Here is an 18,604-nt window from a genome sequence, read left to right on the forward strand (position 1 = left end):
ACAGACATTTTGTATGGTGAAGTCTTATTTAATTTGGTAAAGAATAATTGAGTTTTGTGTTTTTAATCTTTCTTTTTGTACTCTTCAATATTTTTAAACTGATGATAAGAATCTCTGATGTGTTTTAACTGATCGGCGACGGTTTTTGAACTTTCAGAGGAAAGATCTCCGCTGCTCAAGGCGTTTTCATAGGCTTCAATAGCTGCTTTTTCGCCAAAAACTACATTTCCTAAGGTAGATTCTACGTTGGCAGACATGAAAGAGTTTTTAATGTCAATCCAGGTTCTGTGCAGCGCTCCGGCTACGGACGGCGAATCCTGGGCATTGCCTCCTCTTTCTGTGATGAGGTTAATGAGTTCGTTCTTCATCACTTTCGAGAAAGAAATCATGCGGGCGTATTCGTCTTTTACATCAGGATAATTTTCCCAGATTTTTCCTTCTACTTTTGCAAAACCTTGAATCCTGTCGTTGGTAATGTGAAGCAGGTCATTCAAGACCGATATTTCTTGTTGATTTTCCATGATAAAATATTTTTGTGGGTGTTGAAAAATTTGTACAAGAATTATGCCTTCAGGTTAAAAATTTACATTATAAATTCATGAAAAAACCGCCCTGGAAAAGAGCGGTTAATCCTTATGTAGCATGTTGTTATCTTAGCAAGTAGATCCGCATGCAAGAACTTTGATTGTTACAACACCATTTATGACACACTGTACCTGGCATAATGTCGTTTCCACAACACCTCCAAGCCCCGCAACAGCACCACCTACAGTAGTTACCACACCGGTTCCAACACCATTTACTACACCGCCAAGACCAGTTACTGTGTTGCCTGCAACAGTTCCAACACCATTCACAACTCCTATGACGTTGTCAAGAATTCCGTTTCCATTGATTGTTTTCAATTCAGTTCTGTTCAATTTTTTTAAGTTTTTCATGATTTAAATATTTTGTGATTAATAATTCACTAATATATGAATAATTACAGTCTGTTAAAATAATTTTCAAAAAAATAATTAAAATTTTATATTAATTAATATTCAATTAACATAATTAATATTTAGTATTTATTTCGTTCCCTATCTATTAATTTATTCCTTTTAAAAATAGATTAGAAATGATGTGTTTTTTTGTTTAAGTCATTTTACAAAGCTCAATTAAGTAATCGATTTATTTTACATTAATTTAAAAGGTTAAACCATTAATCAGAAATTTAATTGTCGTATTTTTGTTTATATAAATTCACGATATACTCAAAACGATTTTAAATGATGGATACTTTTAATGCTGAAAACCCTACCCCAATAAAAGCTGTATTTTTCGATATCGACGGAACTTTAATAAGTTTTAAAACCAATAAAATCCCCGATTCTACCAAGAAAGCGATTGAAAATCTACGTCGTAAAGGAATTAAAGTGATTGTCGCAACAGGCCGTTCTATCAATACCTTGGCGCATATCTCGCATATCGAATTTGATGGTTTTATTACTTTTAATGGAGGATATTGCGCGACGACTGATGGTGAAATTTTATCTAAAAACATAATTGACCCGAATGATATTAAGAATTTAATCAATTACGCTGAAAATTTTCCTTTAAGCTATTCGCTCATGTACGAAGATAAAGTGGAGATCAATGATGCGACTCCTGAAGTTGTTGGGATGTATGCTCATGTGAATCTTCCGGTTCCTCCTATTCATGATAAAGAAAATATTGATATTGAAAATGTATTTCAGGCGAATATTTTTCTTGGTCCTGATGCTGAAAAAGAGTTCATGGAAACGGTAATGCCTAACAGTGTGGCTTCAAGATGGACGCCTTTATTTGCCGATGTGAATCCGGGAGGAATTAGTAAAAAGGTCGGTGTACAGACTTTTTGCGATCATTTCGGGATCGATGTTTCAGAAACCATGTCTTTTGGAGATGGTGGAAATGACATTTTTATGTTAAAATTTACGAAAATCGGAATTGCAATGGGAAATGCCAATGAAAATGTAAAAGAAATCGCCGATTATATTACGGAAGACGTTGATAATAACGGTATTGAAAAGGCTTTGCTGCATTTTGGACTTATTTAATTATTATTAAATTTTTCCTTTATTTTAAGCGTTTAAATGTTAAATTTTCATGTAAAAATTGATTTTGTGGTATTTGTTTAAGTTTTGTTTTTCACAAAAGGCACAATATGTGTATTAAAACTAACAGATAACATTAAAAATTTTTAGTCATGAGAAGTATATTATGGTTAGTCGCAGTCATTTGTATTGTAGTATGGCTTTTAGGAATGTTAGGTATTGTACCGGGAATGAGCACGGGGTACCTTGTTCATGTTTTATTGGTAATTGCCATTATAGTAATTCTATACAATATTATTACAGGCAGAAAACCCTTAGATTAATGTAAAAAACTGAAGATAAAAGCTGGAAATGGGAAAACATAAATTCTTAATTTCCAGCTTTTTTTATTAAAATCTAACAGTTGTTGTTTTGTTGTTGGTCAATCGCTAAGGCGCAAATTTTTAATAATTTAAATACTGTTTTAAGGCGCAAGGATTTTATCTTCGATAAAATTTAGTAACGCACATTTATTCTCGACTTCGCTAATTGAAATCTTTGATTTCTTGCGCCTTAAAATATAATAATTTGATTATAAAACTTGCGCCTTAGCGATTGACCAACAACAAAACAAAAACTACAAAAAAACGTCTATATTTTTATTTAAAATTTAAACTTAATTCAAGTTTGTTTTTCTGAATTCCAAAGGCTTCATTCCCGTCTGTTTTTTGAAAAGACGTGTAAAATAAGAAGCATTCTCAAATCCCAGTTCATAAGCAATCTCCGTTACTCCTTTTTCTCCGATTCGTAGCAAATTTTTCGCTTCTGAAATCAGGAAAATATGAATCAGCTCAATAGCTGTTTTACCGGATTCCTGCTTCAATAGATCACTTAGATAACGGGGTGAAATAGCCAGTTGCTCAGCAATATAGCTTACATTCGGAAGTCCTTTGTTCTCTAAGTTTCCTTCGTTAATGTATTTTTTTAATACATCATTGAATTTTGATGTAGTTTTTCCTGTAATCTGTGCACGGTCAATAAACTGTCTTTTGTAAAAACGCTGAGAATATTTTAAAATGGATGAAACATGGCTTAAAATTATTTCACGGCTGTATTCATCGGGGTTATTGAAATATTCATTCTGGATTTTTTCGTGAAGCTCAAGAATGATCTGCTCCTCTTTCGGTGAAAGATGGATGGCTTCCGTTACCTCATAATCAAAAAATCCGTATTGATCGATAGTTTTAAACAACTCATGACCGTTGAGATAATCAGGATCAATCATTAGCATAAAACCATTTTCCTCAAATTTCAGGTCTTTCATTTCAATCACCTGTCTCGGCTTGGTAAAAAACAGACAGCCATTGTCGTGGTCATAAGGCGTCCTACCGTACATGAAAATCCCGGATTTTATTTTTTTGAATGCAATAATGTAGCAGTCAGCAGTAAATTCCTGATTACCTAGAGTACAGGTTGAAAGACAGCCCACCAAACCCAAAAGCGGATGCTGAGGCGGATCCCAAAGATTTCCTGCATGAAGTTCTGTGATGGTTTTATAATGTTTCATGAAAAATTTTAATTTGATGCTAAAAATAAGTTGATATAATCTGCTGTTAACTCAGGGAACTGATGCTGCGGCCCATGTCCCGATCCGTGCAGAATAATATGCTGCATACTGGGAGCATTCTGCAATAATGGAAACCAATTATCTGTCGCAAAGCTGATATCATGATCGCCTGAAACCACCAAAACCGGAGTTTTTAAGGTTTTATAAGCTTCTCTGAAATTGAGTTTATCTTCTTTAAAACTTGCTGTTCCCGAAAAATACCTTTGAAAAATGTCCATTGTAGACGGAATCAAGCTGACATCCAGTCTTTGGCTGATCCTGTTGTGAGACTCTACGGCAGCAATTTTACTGGCTTCCAATGCCGGTTCGAAGAATAAATAATATTCATCATCTAGGTCATTAACAGGTTTCAAAGCATGATCATAGAAAACCTCCTCGATCGGAATTTCGTTTTCCCCGGGAGGATTTGTTCCTATTAATACCGTTTTCAACACCCTGTCCTGGTTCTGGAACATCACCGTCTGCGCGACCAATCCACCATAAGACCAGCCCAGAATATTGAATTTTTCAATCTCAAGAAAATCTGCCAGTTGAGGAACTGTGGCTGCAACTTCTGCGATATGTAAAGGAAGTTCTCCTTCCGAACTCCCGATTCCCGGATAATCCAACAAAATGATGGTATTATTTTCTGCAAGTTTATCCAAAAACAAAGGATCCCAGGTATCCATTATTCCTCTGAAACGATTGGTAAAAAACATGGGCATTCCTTTTCCAAACTTACGATAAGCGATGTTGTGACCATTAATGGGCGCAAATTGCGTTGCTGATGTTAAAGCATTTGAATTCATAGTCTTATGATTAAAAGTCTATATCAAATGTAAGAAATTAATGGCCATGTGCAGCAATGCTTACTTCTTTCCATTCTTCAATGTCTTTTAATCTGTTGTTATACATCTCATGAACGAATTGATAGGCTATTTTTCCTAATAATAATCGTAACGGAGGATTTTCGCTGTCCACAACTTTTAAAATAGGTTCGATGGTAGCATTCGGATCTCCCCAAAGTTCTCCATTTTCTCCTGTTGCTGCAAAACCTTCACGTACAGGATTATAATCTGCAATATCTGAAGTAGTTTGTGTTGCTGAGCTTCCCGCCCATTCTGTAGCGAATCCGTTGGGTTCGATTAAAGTGAATTTTATTCCTAAATGTGCCACTTCTGATGCAATAGTTTCACTTAAACCTTCCACAGCGAATTTTGAAGCATTATATAAACCTAGCATGGGTAACGTTTTGATTCCCAGAAAGCTGGAAACCTGAATGATATGTCCGCTTTTTTGAGCTCTCATTACCGGTAATACAGCCTGGGTCACCCATAACAATCCGAAAAAATTGGTTTCCATTTGAGCTCTTGCCTGCTCTTCTGTCGTTTCTTCCACTGTTCCGAAAAGTCCGTAACCTGCATTGTTAATTAAAATATCAATACCTCCGAAATGTTGCTGAATGGTATCGACTGCCTGCTGAACCTGTTCTTTATTCGTCACATCCAATTGTACCGGAAGAATATTATCTCCGTATTTTTCCACAAGATCATCCAACGCTGCAATATTTCTGGCGGAAGCGGCCACTTTATCACCTCTTTTTAAAAATGCTTCCGTCCATAGTTTTCCGAATCCTCTTGATGCTCCTGTTATAAAAACTGTTTTTGCCATTATCTTTCTTTTTTTATTGTTAAAAATTTTGTTTGTTTTTTGATAAGGCAAAGTTATCTGGAGAAGCAGGTAAAAATTTAACCCATTTTAGCGGAATATTAGCACAGAATTACGTAAGAATAAATTATAAAAAATTAAAAATAGTTTTAATTGACCAGTTCTTTAATCTCAGAACCGGCCAATTAATGAAAGAAAATTATGCCGGAGTCTGAGCTTTTTCATAAATCAATCCTTCTGATTTTAATTCATTCCAGAAATCGGTAGGAATTTTTTCGTTTAAGGCATTGACATTATCCTCAACCTGTTCCGGTCTGCTTGCGCCGGGAATAATGGAAGCAAATTCATCCGCAGCCAACACAAACTGCAAGGCAGCATGAACGGCAGTGGTATTGTATTTTTTTGCTATTTCATTGATTTTATTAAGCTTTTCTGTCATCCCCTTCGGAATCACATCCACATAATTGTAGCGGTTTCTTCCGGCGATAAAACCAGAATTGTATCCCGCTCCGGAAACAAGTTTTACTCCGGCTTTCTTTACAGCAGGAAGTAGTCTGTCGACCGCATCTTCATGATCCAGAATAGAATATTGCGTCGCCGAAAGACAAATATCAGGATCGGCAGAATCCAGGCAGTCGAGGATCGGTTCTATTTTATTCACGCCCATTCCCCAGGCTTTGATCACGCCCTGATTCCTTAATTCCGATAATACTTTAAAAGCGCCTTCTCTCGCCTGTTTTAAAAAATAGGGATAACGGTCACCCACCTGATCTTCAGACAAATCATGAACGTAAACAATGTCGATATGACTGAGCCGCGTTCTTTCCAGACTTTCTTCGATGGATCTTTTGATGGCATCTGCGGTATAATTATGTTCAAAATCATAATTCAAAGGTGCTTTCCACATGGTTGGAGGGACTTCATTTTCAGGAACTTCCACGAATAGTCTTCCCACTTTTGTTGAAAATACAAATTCATCTCTGTTTTGCCCGTGAAGAAAATTTCCGAAGCGTCTTTCACTTTTCGTCAATCCGTACCAGGGCGATGTATCGTAATAGCGTATTCCCAGATCCCATGCTTTCTGCAAAACTTCATAAGATTCTCCGTCGGTTAGTTTCTCAAAAGCGGTTCCTATAGCTACTCCACCTAGACCTAACCGGTGTTTTTCCGTTAAAATGTGTGATTTCATATATGGTGATATTTAAGATTTGGATTTTATTAAATACAAACATCATGCAGAGCTTTGTTTAGAAAAATTTTAATTATAAAATGATTAATATATTTTAATTTTAATTTAAATACCCCTTCTAAGCTGTCTTTGGCGTTATTCTTGAATTAAAATGAGTACCACATCAATATCAATTTATATGAAAAAGCATATCGTCATTGTAGGCGGAGGTTTTGCCGGAATCAATCTGGTAAAATCTTTGGTGAATGATAACAGATTTCAGATTACGCTGGTTGATAAGAACAATTACCACTTTTTTCCGCCTCTTATCTATCAGGTGGCCACTTCTTTTATTCAGGCCTCAAATATCAGTTATCCCTTCCGCAGGCTGTTTTCCAACTATGAAAACGTCCATTTTCACATGGGAAAACTTGTAAAAGTAGATTCGGAAACTGATTCCATTGAAACCGATACCGGAAGAATCCGATATGATTATCTGGTGCTTGCTTTGGGAACGGAAACCAATTTTTTCGGAATGGAAAACGTGCAAAAATGCGCCCTTCCGATGAAAAGTATTGAAGAAGCCCTTTATCTCAGAAATTATATGCTGCTCACTCTCGAAGAAGCGGCACGAAATAAAGACGCAAAAGAAGCCGAAAAATTACAGAATATTGTGATCGCAGGTGGCGGACCGACCGGTGTGGAACTTGCCGGAATGATGGCTGAAATGGGAAGATACATCGCACAAAAAGAATATCCTGAAATAAAATTAAGATTTTCAAATATCTATCTGATCGATGCGCTTCCTTCCCTGCTTTCCCCGATGAGTAAACTCGCTCAGGAAGCGGCTTACAATAAATTGGAAAAACTGGGCGTGAAAATCATCCTGAATGTAGCAGTGAAAGATTATGTGGATAATAAAGTGATTTTAGCGGACGGAAAAACCATAGAAACCGAAACCCTGATCTGGACTTCCGGTGTGATCGGGCGTGAAGTTCCGGGAATTCCTGAAGAAAGTGTGGGAAAAGGCAGAAGATTGCTCGTGGATGCTTATAATAAAGTTCAGGGAACGAAAAATATTTATGCTTTAGGCGATATTGCTTTACAACTTACCGAAGAAAAATATCCGAAAGGTCATCCTCAATTGGCTCAGGTGGCGATTCAGCATGCTAAAAATTTTGCGAAAAACCTGAAACGTATCGAAGACGGAAAAGTTCTTATTCCTTTTAAATACAATGACAAAGGAAGTATGGCGATTATATCGAAATACAATGCGGTGGTCGATCTTCCGAAGTTTTCGTTTAAAGGTTTTTTTGCTTGGCTTACCTGGCTGTTTATACACATTATTCCGTTGGTAGGATTCCAAAACAAAGTGCGTCTGGCACTGGATTGGCTGAGATTGTTCATTACCAATAACCCTTCCATCAGGCTGATTCTTCAACCGAAAAGAAATAATATTTAAAAAGTGAATGGTGAATAGTGAATTTTGCTTCGCGAGTGAATCTTTAAAATTGACAGCGCAGCAAAATTCACTATTCACCTTCATCTATTTCTTAAACCAAGACTGATTATCCTTATTGTCAGAGCGTTTTTTACCTTTCTCGATATTATAGGCAAAACCTACTCCCAACGTCTGTTTCAGCTGGGTTCTTCTAATCTGATTATGATCGTAAAGAAGATCCAAAGTAATATTCGTAGAAATAAATTTATTGATTTTCATATTTAAAACTCCGCTGTACGAAAGTACCAGCCTTTCCGGATGGTCGAGATAATTTGAGAACACGGAACCTGTGTTGGTAAGCGTAATATTCTCCATAATTTTCAGTTTATAAATGGCCGTTCCCAAAAAACCGAACTGGAATAATGAGGAATCTCCGTCGTTTTTTAAACCATATGTTCCGGCGTGCTGCAGGTCTTCATCCAAAACGAAAGTCCATCTTGCATTGGCAGGGCGCAAAGTCACGGTCAGGTTATCATTCGGCCTGTAAGTAACTCCGGCTCCAATATTGAAATAGCCGGGAGCCATAAAATTGGAAATTTTTGCAGCTTCAGGGTTGTTTCCGTCTGCATAACCTGCTGCAAACTGTGTCTGCAAGCTTGCTCCGCCGGAAATATACCAGTGTTTTGCAAATTCCCTTCCGTAATTGGTAGAAAGGTTGATGACATCCTGGGTTTTTCTGGTTCCTATGCCTTTTGTATTGTTTTGTCCGTAGCCGAGAATGATAATATTTTCCCAGAGATCTTTGCCTTTTTCGTAGGTAAGATTGTAATTTACTCCGGCAAGCCATCCCACGTTGTTGGCTCCACCGCCTACCCAGTTTGAAAATGCGGACTGATTGAGCATTAAAGTATTCTGCCCCTGAATACTCCAGGCTTTTGTAGTATCTACAGCCGGTGCTTCAGTTTTTATCTCTTGTGAAAAAGCAAAAATTCCCAACGACAGGGAAAGGGGTAACAAAGTTTTTTTCATAATAATAAATGTTTGGTGCAAAATTATAAATAAAGTTTTTGTTAAAAAATATTAAATAAACTTATATAAAATTTAAAATAATACTTTTTATTGACAGAATAATAATTTTTAACCAAAATTTTACTTTGGATATATAAAATAATTTGGATTTTGAATTTGAATGAAAATTAACAATAAAGCAAAACCCCTCTAAAAAAGGGGTTTTTCGTTTTTTACAACGTAGAATATGGATTTTTGTGTTTACTGCCCAAATCTAATAAGTCTTGCATAGTTTTTTTATGACCTCGATCATAAAAATTATCTTAAAATTTCATAAATTTAAATAACTGATTATCAGATGGTATTAATTTACTCTTATGGAAAGAGTATGGTTTAAAATTTGTTGATTTTACATTATGAAAACGAAGAAAATATTATCTCCGATTTTGGGAGAACATATTGGAACGAAAGGAGTTTCCAAAGGAATCGAAAATGCTGCCAAATATGTTGCAGTCGGCTTTCTGGCCTTGTTTGCACTAGGACTTTTTACAACTTCACAAAAAATAAATGCAGGATAAATATAAGAAGCGGATTGTTCATCAATCCGTTTTTTTATATAATGAACTCGTTTAAACTTTAACCACAAAAGAAATAAAAAAGTTTTAAAAAATATTTGATTTTTATTCTTTTGCAGGCTTTTGTTTTCAAATAGCTAAACTTTAAATAATTCAATTTAGCTTTTGTATCTTTTGTAGTTGAATTTTTAAACAGACTTAATACATTCTAAATAGATTTTATTAATTATTATTATGTGCTATGTTTCACATATGAATTTTTAGTATATTTGCGAATCGAAATAATTTTTTTTCATCATTTGTGTTTTTTTAGGCTCCTTTTAGGAGCCTTTTTTTATTTATGTAATTCGTCTTTTATTGCTTGAGTGAACCCATTCATCTTTTTCACACTTAGGGCAGATTCCTGCATTACCTATCTGTTTTTCTTCGGTATGACCACAAAATATACAGGAGTAATACCCTTCTTGTGTAATATTTTTCAAAGTATGATTAAGAGAATCGGGCATGATGGGAAGACCATATTTTACATTTTCATTCTCGTAATAAAAAACACTGATCTCACCCGAAATTTCTTCAATCGCTTTTTCTATCTGGCCTAATTGCGAAATACTTTTTAATCTTAATTCAGCAAAAAATTCATCGCTTCCCAGATTTTCCTTTTTAAAGTTTTCAATGGCAAATTCTCCGTTTTCGACAAGACAAATGGATTTTCCTTCCACTAATTTTTCGAAGCCTTTACTTTTCCCAATGAAATACGTCACGACTGAATATAAAACAATAATCACCAGAAACACAATGATCGAAGACACAATTCCCACATCTTTATTAAACATGGGATCTCCCGCCGCCGAACCCAGGCCGATGATAACGACCAGTTCAAAAAGAGAAAGCTGCTTCACTCCCCGCTTCCCTAAAACCCGCAGCCCGATGATAATCGTTATAAACATAATGAAAGTCCGGAGGATAATTTCCAGAAGAAAGGACCATTCTTCGTGTCCCATCAATAATTCTTTCCAGTCGAGTTTTAATAAAAATACGGATAACATAGAAAATTATTTATTATCCAACGTTCAAAAAATACGCCAATACAAGGCTTTGACTTTATCAGGATACTTTAGCTGAGCTTTGCTATTTCATAATTTATTCTTTTCAGACTCTTTAGAAGTCTATTTTTGGAAAAATTGCAACCCAATCTGAATAATTTTTTTTCATCATTCTGTGTTTTTTAAGTTTTTTAAAACTCTTTTTATTAAATGAGCGAGTAAAATTTTAATTCACGCAATAGTTAATTATTTGGTTTTTGCGAGTTTATTTTTTTTTTAATAAATAAATATTTTTTGAAAATTAAATAAGTCTTTTTTTAAAACCGAAGTACTTTTTTTCTTAAATAATTAATTTTAAATATTTATTGCATATGGATAATTTTTGATTAATCACTTTTAGCATGTTATTTTTTGATACAATCTGCTTAATAATGTGATTTTCTTATGTATTTATGAGATAATTAAGTTTATTTATATTAAATTTATATTAAATAAAAATTATGTTTATGCATTTTTAATATTAAAATTTACCAAATCAAACAAACAAATGAAGCTATGAAAAAAAAATTATTATTCGGGATTATGATAATCCCTTTATTTACGTATGCTCAGGTAGGAATCAACAATACTTCTCCTGCATCGACATTAGACATCACTGCAAAGAACGCAACCGGTACTTCTACCAATGTTGACGGGCTCTTGGTTCCAAGAGTAGACAGACAGAAAGCCCAATCCATGACTTCAATTCCGATTTCTACCCTGATTTTTGTAAATGACGTTTCCACCGGAACCCAAACGGGAACAGCCATAGATATGGATGCGATGGGATACTACTTTTACAATGGTACGTCCTGGACAAAACTGAATCCCAATGTCACTATTTACAATTCGGATGAAACACTTACCAGCAATCGTACTGTAAAGCAAAACACTAATACATTAGCATTTAAAGGAACGGTAAAGAACTTATTTTCAGTGGATGGAAACACTTTCTCTGTAGATGCTGCCAATGACAGAGTGGGTATCGGAACTGACTCACCAACCTCCAAGCTAGAAATCAACTCCGGTGTTGCCAATGACTCCGGGATGAAGTTTAGTAATATCAATTCCTCCTCACCGATCTCCAATGGTAAGGCATTGGCCGTAGATGCTACAGGGAAAGTCGTTACGATAAGCACATCTGCACCTCTTGCAACGATTGTGGCCAATAATACGGCTCCCAATACGGGAAGTGGTACCAATTCGTCATGGACTTATACTTACAATCACTCAGGCGGACTTGCCTATATTACGGCAATGGCTACGTGTTGGGCGAACGGTGCAACGCCTTCCAATGGTACTGCACTCTCTTTCACCATGACCAATTCTGCTGGTACAGTTGTCGTCAATAGAGTTTCACATCTTCCGGCTGCCGTACCGATCAATGTAAGGATTTCCATGCCTCCTTTTTTCCATGCGGTAAATTTGCCTGCGGGAACGTACACGATCAGGATATTTAAGGAGGCTGCCCATCCGCTGACTTTAGTAGATGCCGCCGATGTAGCTTCTATTACGATTTTAACATTTTAATTTTAATTAAACAAAAAATAATTCCTCAGAGCAAAACTTTGAGGAATTATTATATTTAGACTTAAACATTAAACCTTAAACCTTAAATCTAGAACTTTAAACTCAAACCCCTTCCAAAACCTCTAAAATAGCAAGATAAATAAAATCCAATTCCTGAGAAGTAATGCAGTAAGGAGGAACCAGATACATGACATTTCCCAAAGGTCTCATGATAATTCCCTTGTTTAAAAATTCTTCATATAAAAGTTTTCCAATAGTATTGAAATAAGAAGTTCCGTGTTCTGTTTTAAAATCCCATGCTAAAATTGTCCCCATTTGACGAATATTTTCAACTTTAGGATTGATTTCTAATGTCCTGGAAAATTCCGAATGCTTTTTACTTATTAAATTAATTTTTTCCTGAGTCTCTTCATTCAATAAAAGCTCCATACTGGCCAACGCTGCGGTACAGGCCAAAGGATTTGCTGTAAATGAATGCCCGTGAAATAATGTTTTATATTTATCTTCAGACAAAAAAGCATTAAAAATTTCCTTAGAACAGGTTGTGATTCCCATAGGCATTGTTCCACCTGTTAAGCCCTTCGAAAAGCACATGATATCAGGTTTTTCGGAAAAATAATCGGCAGCGAATAATTTTCCGGTTCGGCCAAAACCAGTAAAAACTTCATCCTGAATCATTAAAATTTCCTGCTCCCGGCAGAATTTCATTAGTTCTGATAAATCTTCCGGATTGTGCATCAACATTCCTGCAGCTCCCTGAACAAGCGGTTCATAGATAAAACAGGCGATATCATCTGCATTGTTTTTAATAATTTTTTTTAAATTTTCAAGATTTTCAGAAGTCGGTGTATCGATAAAAATCACTTCAAAAAGCATTTCCCCAAAAGGTTTTGTCCAGACACTTCTTCCGCTTACCGACATCGCCCCGAATGTATCGCCGTGATAAGCATTTTCAAACGCCAAAATTTTTGTTTTTTCCTTCCCCTGGTTATAGGCAAATTGAATACACATTTTCAGCGCCACTTCCACCGCAGTCGACCCATTATCCGAATAAAAAACTTTCTGCTGATTTTCAGGAAGAAGCTTTAAAAGATTTTCTGAAAGCCGTATTGCAGGCTCATGCGTGAATCCCGCGAATATGACCTGTTCCAAAGTAGTAAGTTGTTCAAAAACTTTTTGAGCAATATAAGGATGCGAGTGCCCGTGCAAGGTTACCCACCACGAAGAAACGGCATCGATGTACTTTTTTCCCTGATCATCAAAAAGATAAACACCTTGCCCTTTTACAATAGGAATGGCATTTCCCGCTGTTTTCATCTGTGTGTAAGGATGCCAGTTGACGGCCTGGTCGCGCTCGGATAGATTCATGAATTGTTAATAATAAGTAAAGTAATATTGTCAATGGTGAATGGTGAATTAATGATGTGAAAAAAAATTACAATTCACATTCACCATTCACTTTCTAGCACATTGTTTTTTCTCTCATCATGGGCTTTAATCCTAAAGTTTGCAGCATTTGCATATCTTCAGAAACACCCGGATTTGGGGTTACCAATAAAGTTTCTCTTTCTCCTGTAAAGATTGAGTTGGCTCCGGCCATAAAACACCATCCTTGCTCAAATTCTGTCATTTCGATTCTTCCCGCGCTCAGACGAACCATGGATGAAGGCATGACAATTCTCGCTGTAGCAATCATTCTTACCATTTCCCAGGTGTTTGTTTTTTCGTTGTCCTGAAGCGGAGTTCCCTCTACCCTCGCCAATGCATTGATCGGAACGGATTCAGGATGTTTCGGCATCGTTGCCAGTGTTAAAAGCATGGAAATTCTGTCTTTATGAGTTTCTCCAAGACCGATAATTCCTCCTGAACAAACGGTGATTCCCGCTTTTCTTACATTATTAATAGTGTTGATTCTATTATCAAAAGTTCTCGTTGAAATGATTTCTTCATAATATTGCTCAGAAGTATCCAGATTGTGATTGTAGGCGTAAAGACCGGCTTCCTGAAGGCGAACGGCTTGTTCTTCTGTCAGCATTCCCAGAGTGCAGCAAACTTCCATTCCAAGTTCATTCACCCCTTTTACCATGTCGATTACCCTGTCGAAATCACGGTTATTACGAACTTCACGCCATGCCGCAGCCATGCAGAAACGGGATGAACCGCCTTCCTTAGCTTTTTTGGCATGTTCGATCACTTGCTCCGTTGGAAGTAGAGCCTGAACTTTAATATTGGTGTGATAACGGGCTGCCTGTCCGCAATACGAACAATCTTCAGGACAACCTCCGGTTTTTATCGATAGTAAAGTCGACATCTGAACTTCTTCCGGATTGTGCCATTCGCGGTGAACGGTTGCTGCTTTATAGATAAGTTCGAGAAGGGGAAGATTGTAGATTTCCTCTATTTCTTCTTTGGTCCAGTCGTTTCTGATTTGATTTTTTTTATCCATTATTCTATTTTTTCTAATTGTTTTGTAGTATTTTCTATTGTTTCCGGTGTTATATCTTCAATGTCCGGAATTCGTATAATCTTTGTTTCCGGTTGAATATTTTTACAAATAATTCTTTCTGAGTCAGGTGGAAAATTTCCGTTAAGAATTAAATATTCCAGTTTTATTTTTCTTTGGTTTAAAGCTAAAATTGATAACAAGCTATGATTGATACAGCCCAAATAATTTCTCACGACCAATGCGACAGGAATGCTTAGTTTTTCAATTAAATCAATCATAAAATCCTGATCATTAAGCGGCACCATCAAACCTCCTGCTCCTTCTATGATAAGATTATTTTGAGTTTTCGGTATTTTGAATTGATTTAAATTAATTACTTTATTTTCCTCAAAAGCCGACTGGTGCGGCGATGCAGCCAATTGAAAACGATATGTTTCAGGATGGCAAACTACATTTTCTCCCACCCAATCTGTAATTTTCATACTGTCAGAATGATGCAGATCTCCGGACTGAACGGGTTTCCAGTAGTCTGCCTTAAAATATTTTGTTAAAACAGCCGAGCAGACCGTTTTTCCAATTTCAGTTCCAATTCCTGTAACGAAAAGGAGTCTTTGTTCCGGGTTTTGTGTTTCGGGTTTTGTGTTCATTTTTTTATATCCGTTATCATTGTCATTTCGACGTAGGAGAAATCTGTCAATCAATATAATTCACTGTTAAACTACTTTTGCACTAAACAAATTTTTTAATAATTCTCGTCAATTCTAGAATTTCCTCTTCTGTATTAAAGCTATGCAGACAAATTCTCAACCTTTCTGTCCCTTCTTTCACCGTCGGACTGAAAACTGCATATGTCAAAAATCCATTAACCAATAATGTTTCTTTTAATGCCTTCAATTGATGATTATCAGGAACAATAATCGCCTGAATCGGGCTATTTTCCGCAGATGGACTTTTCAAATGCTGATCACGAAAAATTTTAATATTTTCTTTAAGCTTAATTGATAATTCACTATTCATATTTAAAAAATCATATCCTTTCTTGACGCTCATCCATAGAAAATCATGCGCTGAAGTCGAATAGATAAAAGGTGATGCAAAATTGATCAGGTAAGATTTTACAATGTCATGAGTGAGAATAGCAGCACCATGAGTTCCGAGAGCTTTTCCGTAGGTAACCACTGTTGCCAGAACTTTTTCCTGCAACTGAAATTTATCAACCAAACCATATCCAAAAACTCCAAAAGCATGTGCTTCATCAACAATTAATTTTGCTTTATATTTTTCTATAATTTCAATAATTTCCTTAACAGGAGCCATATCTCCATCCATCGAATAAAGACTTTCGATTCCCACATAACATGATCCATCCTGCCTTTTTAAAATCTGTTCTAAATGCTCAGGGTCATTATGTTTAAACTTTAATTTTTTCGCTAATGACATTTTACAGGCATCATGTACAGACCGATGAATTTGTTCATCAACGATAATTGTATCATGACGGTTCGGAAGCGTTGAAAATAAAGCCAGGTTTGCACTATACCCCGAAGGAAAAAGCAATGCAGATTGATATTGATGTTCTTTTGCAATAAAGTTTTCGGTTTCAGTAACCATTGTACTGTTCCCGCTAATCAGCCTGGAACCGGTACTTCCGGATAACAATTGCGGATTTTCTGAAATATTTTTTAATAATACCTTTTGAAAATCTTTATTTCCGGCCAATCCCAAATAATCATTGGAATAAAAATCTATACCTTGCTCTTTTTGCCTTAAAATTCTTAAGGTTCCGCTTTCTTTTCTTTTTTCTAAAGCTTCCTGAAAATGGTGAAAATCATTAAGCATAATGAAGTTCTAAAACTTCTTTCGAAATGGCATTGATCCATTGCTCATGAAGGTCTTTTTCAATCGCTAAAACTGTTTCTGCATGGGTTTCCCAGTCATCAGAAAATTCATTTAGCTGATTAATCATTTCTTCCAAATGTCCTTCTTCTTCCAGAATGATAGATTTTACCATAACTTTAGAAGATGTTTTGGTAAGAATCTCCTGATAAACAGGATAAAGTTCATCGGCGCGTACTTCAATGGCATAAGTTACAAACAGATAAGCCGCATATTTCAATTCTTCTTTGGTCAATGAAAATGTTTTTTGAAGATATTTGCAAGCTTTGATATCTAAAGAGTGAAGATATTGCCTTGTCGCTACGGAAGCCAAAAGCTCATCTTTTTCATACGTTTTGCAGCTTTCCGGACTGATTTTTCCTATTTGTTTTTTTAGATAATAAGCATGGCGATGCTCTTCTGCCGCATGCTTCAGCTGTATAAGATCAACTTTTGAAGGATGTTCGCACGCGGAAATTTTCCTTGCTCCCGCATTTTCCATGAATGAAAGGGTGTTTAGCCATTTTGCGTGGGTTAGATGATGCTGAACTATTTTTTCTAAAAGATTGTAGAATTCCATTCTTTTCTGTTTTGGTTCAAAAGTAGTATATTGCCGGATGGTTCAGTGGTGCCAGTTTTTATATTATGAATAGTCCGGTTGAGATTCCTTACCAAAGTTTTATTAAAATCAACAGAAATTCGGAAGTTGCCATTTATATGCAGGTGACCAATCAGTTAATTAATGCAATCCAGCGTGGCTTTTTACCTTTCGGAACAAAACTTCCGGGAACAAGAGCTTTGAGCCAACTTTTACAGGTTCACAGAAATACGATTGTTGCGGTTTATGACGAACTTTTTGCGCAAGGCTGGGTCGAAAGCTTACCGAATAAAGGAACTTTCGTGATTAGAAAAAATGATGAAAAACCTGTCAGTTTTAATGATTTTAATCAAATAAATCTTAAAAATTATCCTAAAACCACCGGATTTACCTTTAAGACTTCCAATATTTTAGATAACCCTTTTGAACGGTCAGACTGCGAGTTTGTTTTCAATGACGGAGTTCCGGATATCCGGCTTACCCAAATAGATCAGCATTCACGGATTTACAGTTCAACATTAAAACGGAGGGCTCACAAAATTTCCCATTACAATCAGGATGGAAGTGAATTTTTTAAAAAGAATCTTTCTCAATATTTAAATTTATCAAGAGGATTGCCGATTTCGACTCACAATATTCTGATTACAAGAAGTACGGAAATGAGTATTTATATCGTTTCGGAAATTCTGCTTTCTGAGAACGATACGGTTTTGATTGGGGCTTTAAGTTATTTTTCCGTCAACATGATTTTTCAGAAAACCGGGGTGAAAATTGTTACCATTCCGATTGATGATGAAGGAATTGACGTAGAAGAAGTAAGGAAAATCTGTCAAAAACAGAAGATCAGGATGCTCTATCTTACGCCGCATCACCATTATCCGACAACCGTGACATTAAGCGCTCAAAGGAGACTGGAGCTTTTAAATCTTGCCAATGAGTTCGGATTTATTATTCTGGAAGACGATTACGACTATGATTTTCACTATGATAAAAGCCCGATTCTTCCGTTGGCAAGCGCTGATACCAATGGAATGGTGATTTACATAGGCTCTTTCGGAAAGTCCCTTGCTCCGGGTTTTCGCACCGGATTTATCGTGGCTCCGGAAAATCTGATGACCGAAATGAGGAAATATCTTGGCATCATTGACCGGCAGGGAGATATTTTAATGGAACACGTTTTGGGAGAAATGATCGCAGAGGGAGAAATTAACCGTTATTTGAAAAAATCGGTAAAAGTTTATCAGGAGAGACTGGATTATTTTGTTCGCTTAGTTGAAGAAAATCTAGGAAATTATTTACAATTTAAAAAACCTTCGGGCGGACTTGCCATTTGGGCAGAATGGAAAATCCCGATCAATCTGATGCAGCTTTCCAGAAATTGCGGTCAAAATAACCTTTTTATTCCTAAAACTCTCCTCTACCAAAATAAAGACCTCACAGCCATGCGTCTAGGTTTTGGAAATTTTAATTTTGATGAAATGGAAAAATCTATCGAAATTTTTTCAAAAACGGTAAAACGGATGTCCTGATTAATAACAATTTCAATAATTAAA

The 18,604-nt window shown here is 36.1% G+C and carries 19 protein-coding genes; 6 read left to right on the forward strand and 13 right to left on the reverse strand.

Going from position 1 to position 18,604, the window contains the following annotated elements; translation table 11 throughout:
- Positions 1-62: 62 nt before the first annotated feature.
- Both BMX24_RS06300 and BMX24_RS21145 read right to left on the reverse strand, forming a co-directional pair.
- A complete protein-coding gene (locus tag BMX24_RS06300; protein ID WP_089791197.1) occupies positions 63-521 on the reverse strand; it encodes a PA2169 family four-helix-bundle protein in 459 nt (152 codons plus the stop codon).
- 132 nt (positions 522-653) lie between these two features.
- Positions 654-938, reverse strand: coding sequence for a bacteriocin-like protein (locus BMX24_RS21145; RefSeq protein ID WP_089791198.1), 285 nt, complete (start codon positions 936-938; stop codon positions 654-656).
- 330 nt (positions 939-1,268) lie between these two features.
- Here BMX24_RS21145 and BMX24_RS06310 point away from each other — a divergent pair, with 330 nt between their 5' ends.
- Positions 1,269-2,078 carry a Cof-type HAD-IIB family hydrolase gene (locus BMX24_RS06310; protein WP_089791199.1) on the forward strand — a complete coding sequence of 270 codons (810 nt, stop codon included), beginning with the start codon at positions 1,269-1,271 and terminating at the stop codon, positions 2,076-2,078.
- A gap of 149 nt (positions 2,079-2,227) precedes the next feature.
- Positions 2,228-2,398, forward strand: a complete 171-nt coding sequence (locus tag BMX24_RS21015) for a lmo0937 family membrane protein (protein ID WP_139176765.1) — start codon at positions 2,228-2,230, stop codon at positions 2,396-2,398.
- Between the two features lie 332 nt (positions 2,399-2,730).
- Here BMX24_RS21015 and BMX24_RS06315 read toward each other — a convergent pair whose 3' ends face one another.
- From BMX24_RS06315 to BMX24_RS06335, 4 genes are all read right to left on the reverse strand, one after another.
- The gene (locus tag BMX24_RS06315; protein ID WP_089791200.1) at positions 2,731-3,621 is read right to left on the reverse strand and encodes a helix-turn-helix domain-containing protein; all 891 of its coding nucleotides are present in this window, start codon (positions 3,619-3,621) and stop codon (positions 2,731-2,733) included.
- Positions 3,622-3,629: 8 nt separating this feature from the next.
- The gene (locus BMX24_RS06320) at positions 3,630-4,469 is read right to left on the reverse strand and encodes an alpha/beta fold hydrolase (RefSeq protein ID WP_089791201.1); all 840 of its coding nucleotides are present in this window, start codon (positions 4,467-4,469) and stop codon (positions 3,630-3,632) included.
- 37 nt (positions 4,470-4,506) lie between these two features.
- The gene (locus BMX24_RS06325) at positions 4,507-5,331 is read right to left on the reverse strand and encodes an oxidoreductase (protein WP_089792780.1); all 825 of its coding nucleotides are present in this window, start codon (positions 5,329-5,331) and stop codon (positions 4,507-4,509) included.
- A gap of 196 nt (positions 5,332-5,527) precedes the next feature.
- On the reverse strand, positions 5,528-6,517 hold the full coding sequence (locus BMX24_RS06335) for an aldo/keto reductase (RefSeq protein WP_089791203.1): 990 nt from the start codon (positions 6,515-6,517) through the stop codon (positions 5,528-5,530).
- 178 nt (positions 6,518-6,695) lie between these two features.
- On the opposite strand from BMX24_RS06335, the gene BMX24_RS06340 reads away from it, so the two are divergent.
- A complete protein-coding gene (locus BMX24_RS06340) occupies positions 6,696-7,958 on the forward strand; it encodes an NAD(P)/FAD-dependent oxidoreductase (RefSeq protein ID WP_089791204.1) in 1,263 nt (420 codons plus the stop codon).
- Positions 7,959-8,042: 84 nt separating this feature from the next.
- Here BMX24_RS06340 and BMX24_RS06345 read toward each other — a convergent pair whose 3' ends face one another.
- Positions 8,043-8,966 (reverse strand): DUF3078 domain-containing protein, encoded by a 924-nt coding sequence (locus BMX24_RS06345; RefSeq protein WP_089791205.1) that lies wholly within the window; start codon positions 8,964-8,966, stop codon positions 8,043-8,045.
- A 395-nt stretch (positions 8,967-9,361) separates the two neighbouring features.
- Between BMX24_RS06345 and BMX24_RS21150 the strand changes: the two genes are divergently transcribed.
- Entirely contained in the window at positions 9,362-9,523 is a 162-nt protein-coding gene (locus tag BMX24_RS21150; RefSeq protein WP_170835668.1) for a hypothetical protein, read from the forward strand.
- 335 nt (positions 9,524-9,858) lie between these two features.
- Here BMX24_RS21150 and BMX24_RS06350 read toward each other — a convergent pair whose 3' ends face one another.
- Positions 9,859-10,566: a DUF421 domain-containing protein gene (locus BMX24_RS06350; RefSeq protein ID WP_089791206.1), complete on the reverse strand. Its 708-nt coding sequence runs from the start codon at positions 10,564-10,566 to the stop codon at positions 9,859-9,861.
- 552 nt (positions 10,567-11,118) lie between these two features.
- Between BMX24_RS06350 and BMX24_RS06355 the strand changes: the two genes are divergently transcribed.
- Positions 11,119-12,132 carry a hypothetical protein gene (locus BMX24_RS06355; RefSeq protein WP_089791207.1) on the forward strand — a complete coding sequence of 338 codons (1,014 nt, stop codon included), beginning with the start codon at positions 11,119-11,121 and terminating at the stop codon, positions 12,130-12,132.
- Between the two features lie 102 nt (positions 12,133-12,234).
- Here the strand turns inward: BMX24_RS06355 and bioA are convergent, their stop codons facing one another.
- The 5 genes from bioA to BMX24_RS06380 form a co-directional block, all read right to left on the reverse strand.
- Positions 12,235-13,500: an adenosylmethionine--8-amino-7-oxononanoate transaminase gene (bioA, locus tag BMX24_RS06360; protein ID WP_089791208.1), complete on the reverse strand. Its 1,266-nt coding sequence runs from the start codon at positions 13,498-13,500 to the stop codon at positions 12,235-12,237.
- Positions 13,501-13,594: 94 nt separating this feature from the next.
- Entirely contained in the window at positions 13,595-14,578 is a 984-nt protein-coding gene (gene bioB, locus BMX24_RS06365) for a biotin synthase BioB (RefSeq protein WP_089791209.1), read from the reverse strand.
- The gene (gene bioD, locus BMX24_RS06370; RefSeq protein ID WP_089792782.1) at positions 14,578-15,225 is read right to left on the reverse strand and encodes a dethiobiotin synthase; all 648 of its coding nucleotides are present in this window, start codon (positions 15,223-15,225) and stop codon (positions 14,578-14,580) included. Before bioD ends, bioB begins: the two co-directional genes overlap by 1 nt.
- A gap of 82 nt (positions 15,226-15,307) precedes the next feature.
- Positions 15,308-16,417 (reverse strand): aminotransferase class I/II-fold pyridoxal phosphate-dependent enzyme, encoded by a 1,110-nt coding sequence (locus BMX24_RS06375; RefSeq protein WP_089791210.1) that lies wholly within the window; start codon positions 16,415-16,417, stop codon positions 15,308-15,310.
- Positions 16,410-17,033 carry a hypothetical protein gene (locus tag BMX24_RS06380; RefSeq protein WP_089791211.1) on the reverse strand — a complete coding sequence of 208 codons (624 nt, stop codon included), beginning with the start codon at positions 17,031-17,033 and terminating at the stop codon, positions 16,410-16,412. The genes BMX24_RS06375 and BMX24_RS06380 overlap by 8 nt, the downstream gene beginning before the upstream one ends.
- Positions 17,034-17,098: 65 nt before the next feature.
- Here BMX24_RS06380 and BMX24_RS06385 point away from each other — a divergent pair, with 65 nt between their 5' ends.
- Positions 17,099-18,580, forward strand: a complete 1,482-nt coding sequence (locus BMX24_RS06385; RefSeq protein WP_089791212.1) for an aminotransferase-like domain-containing protein — start codon at positions 17,099-17,101, stop codon at positions 18,578-18,580.
- The last annotated feature ends 24 nt before the right edge of the window (positions 18,581-18,604 follow it).

This window comes from Chryseobacterium wanjuense, from assembly GCF_900111495.1.
Classification (GTDB): domain Bacteria; phylum Bacteroidota; class Bacteroidia; order Flavobacteriales; family Weeksellaceae; genus Chryseobacterium; species Chryseobacterium wanjuense.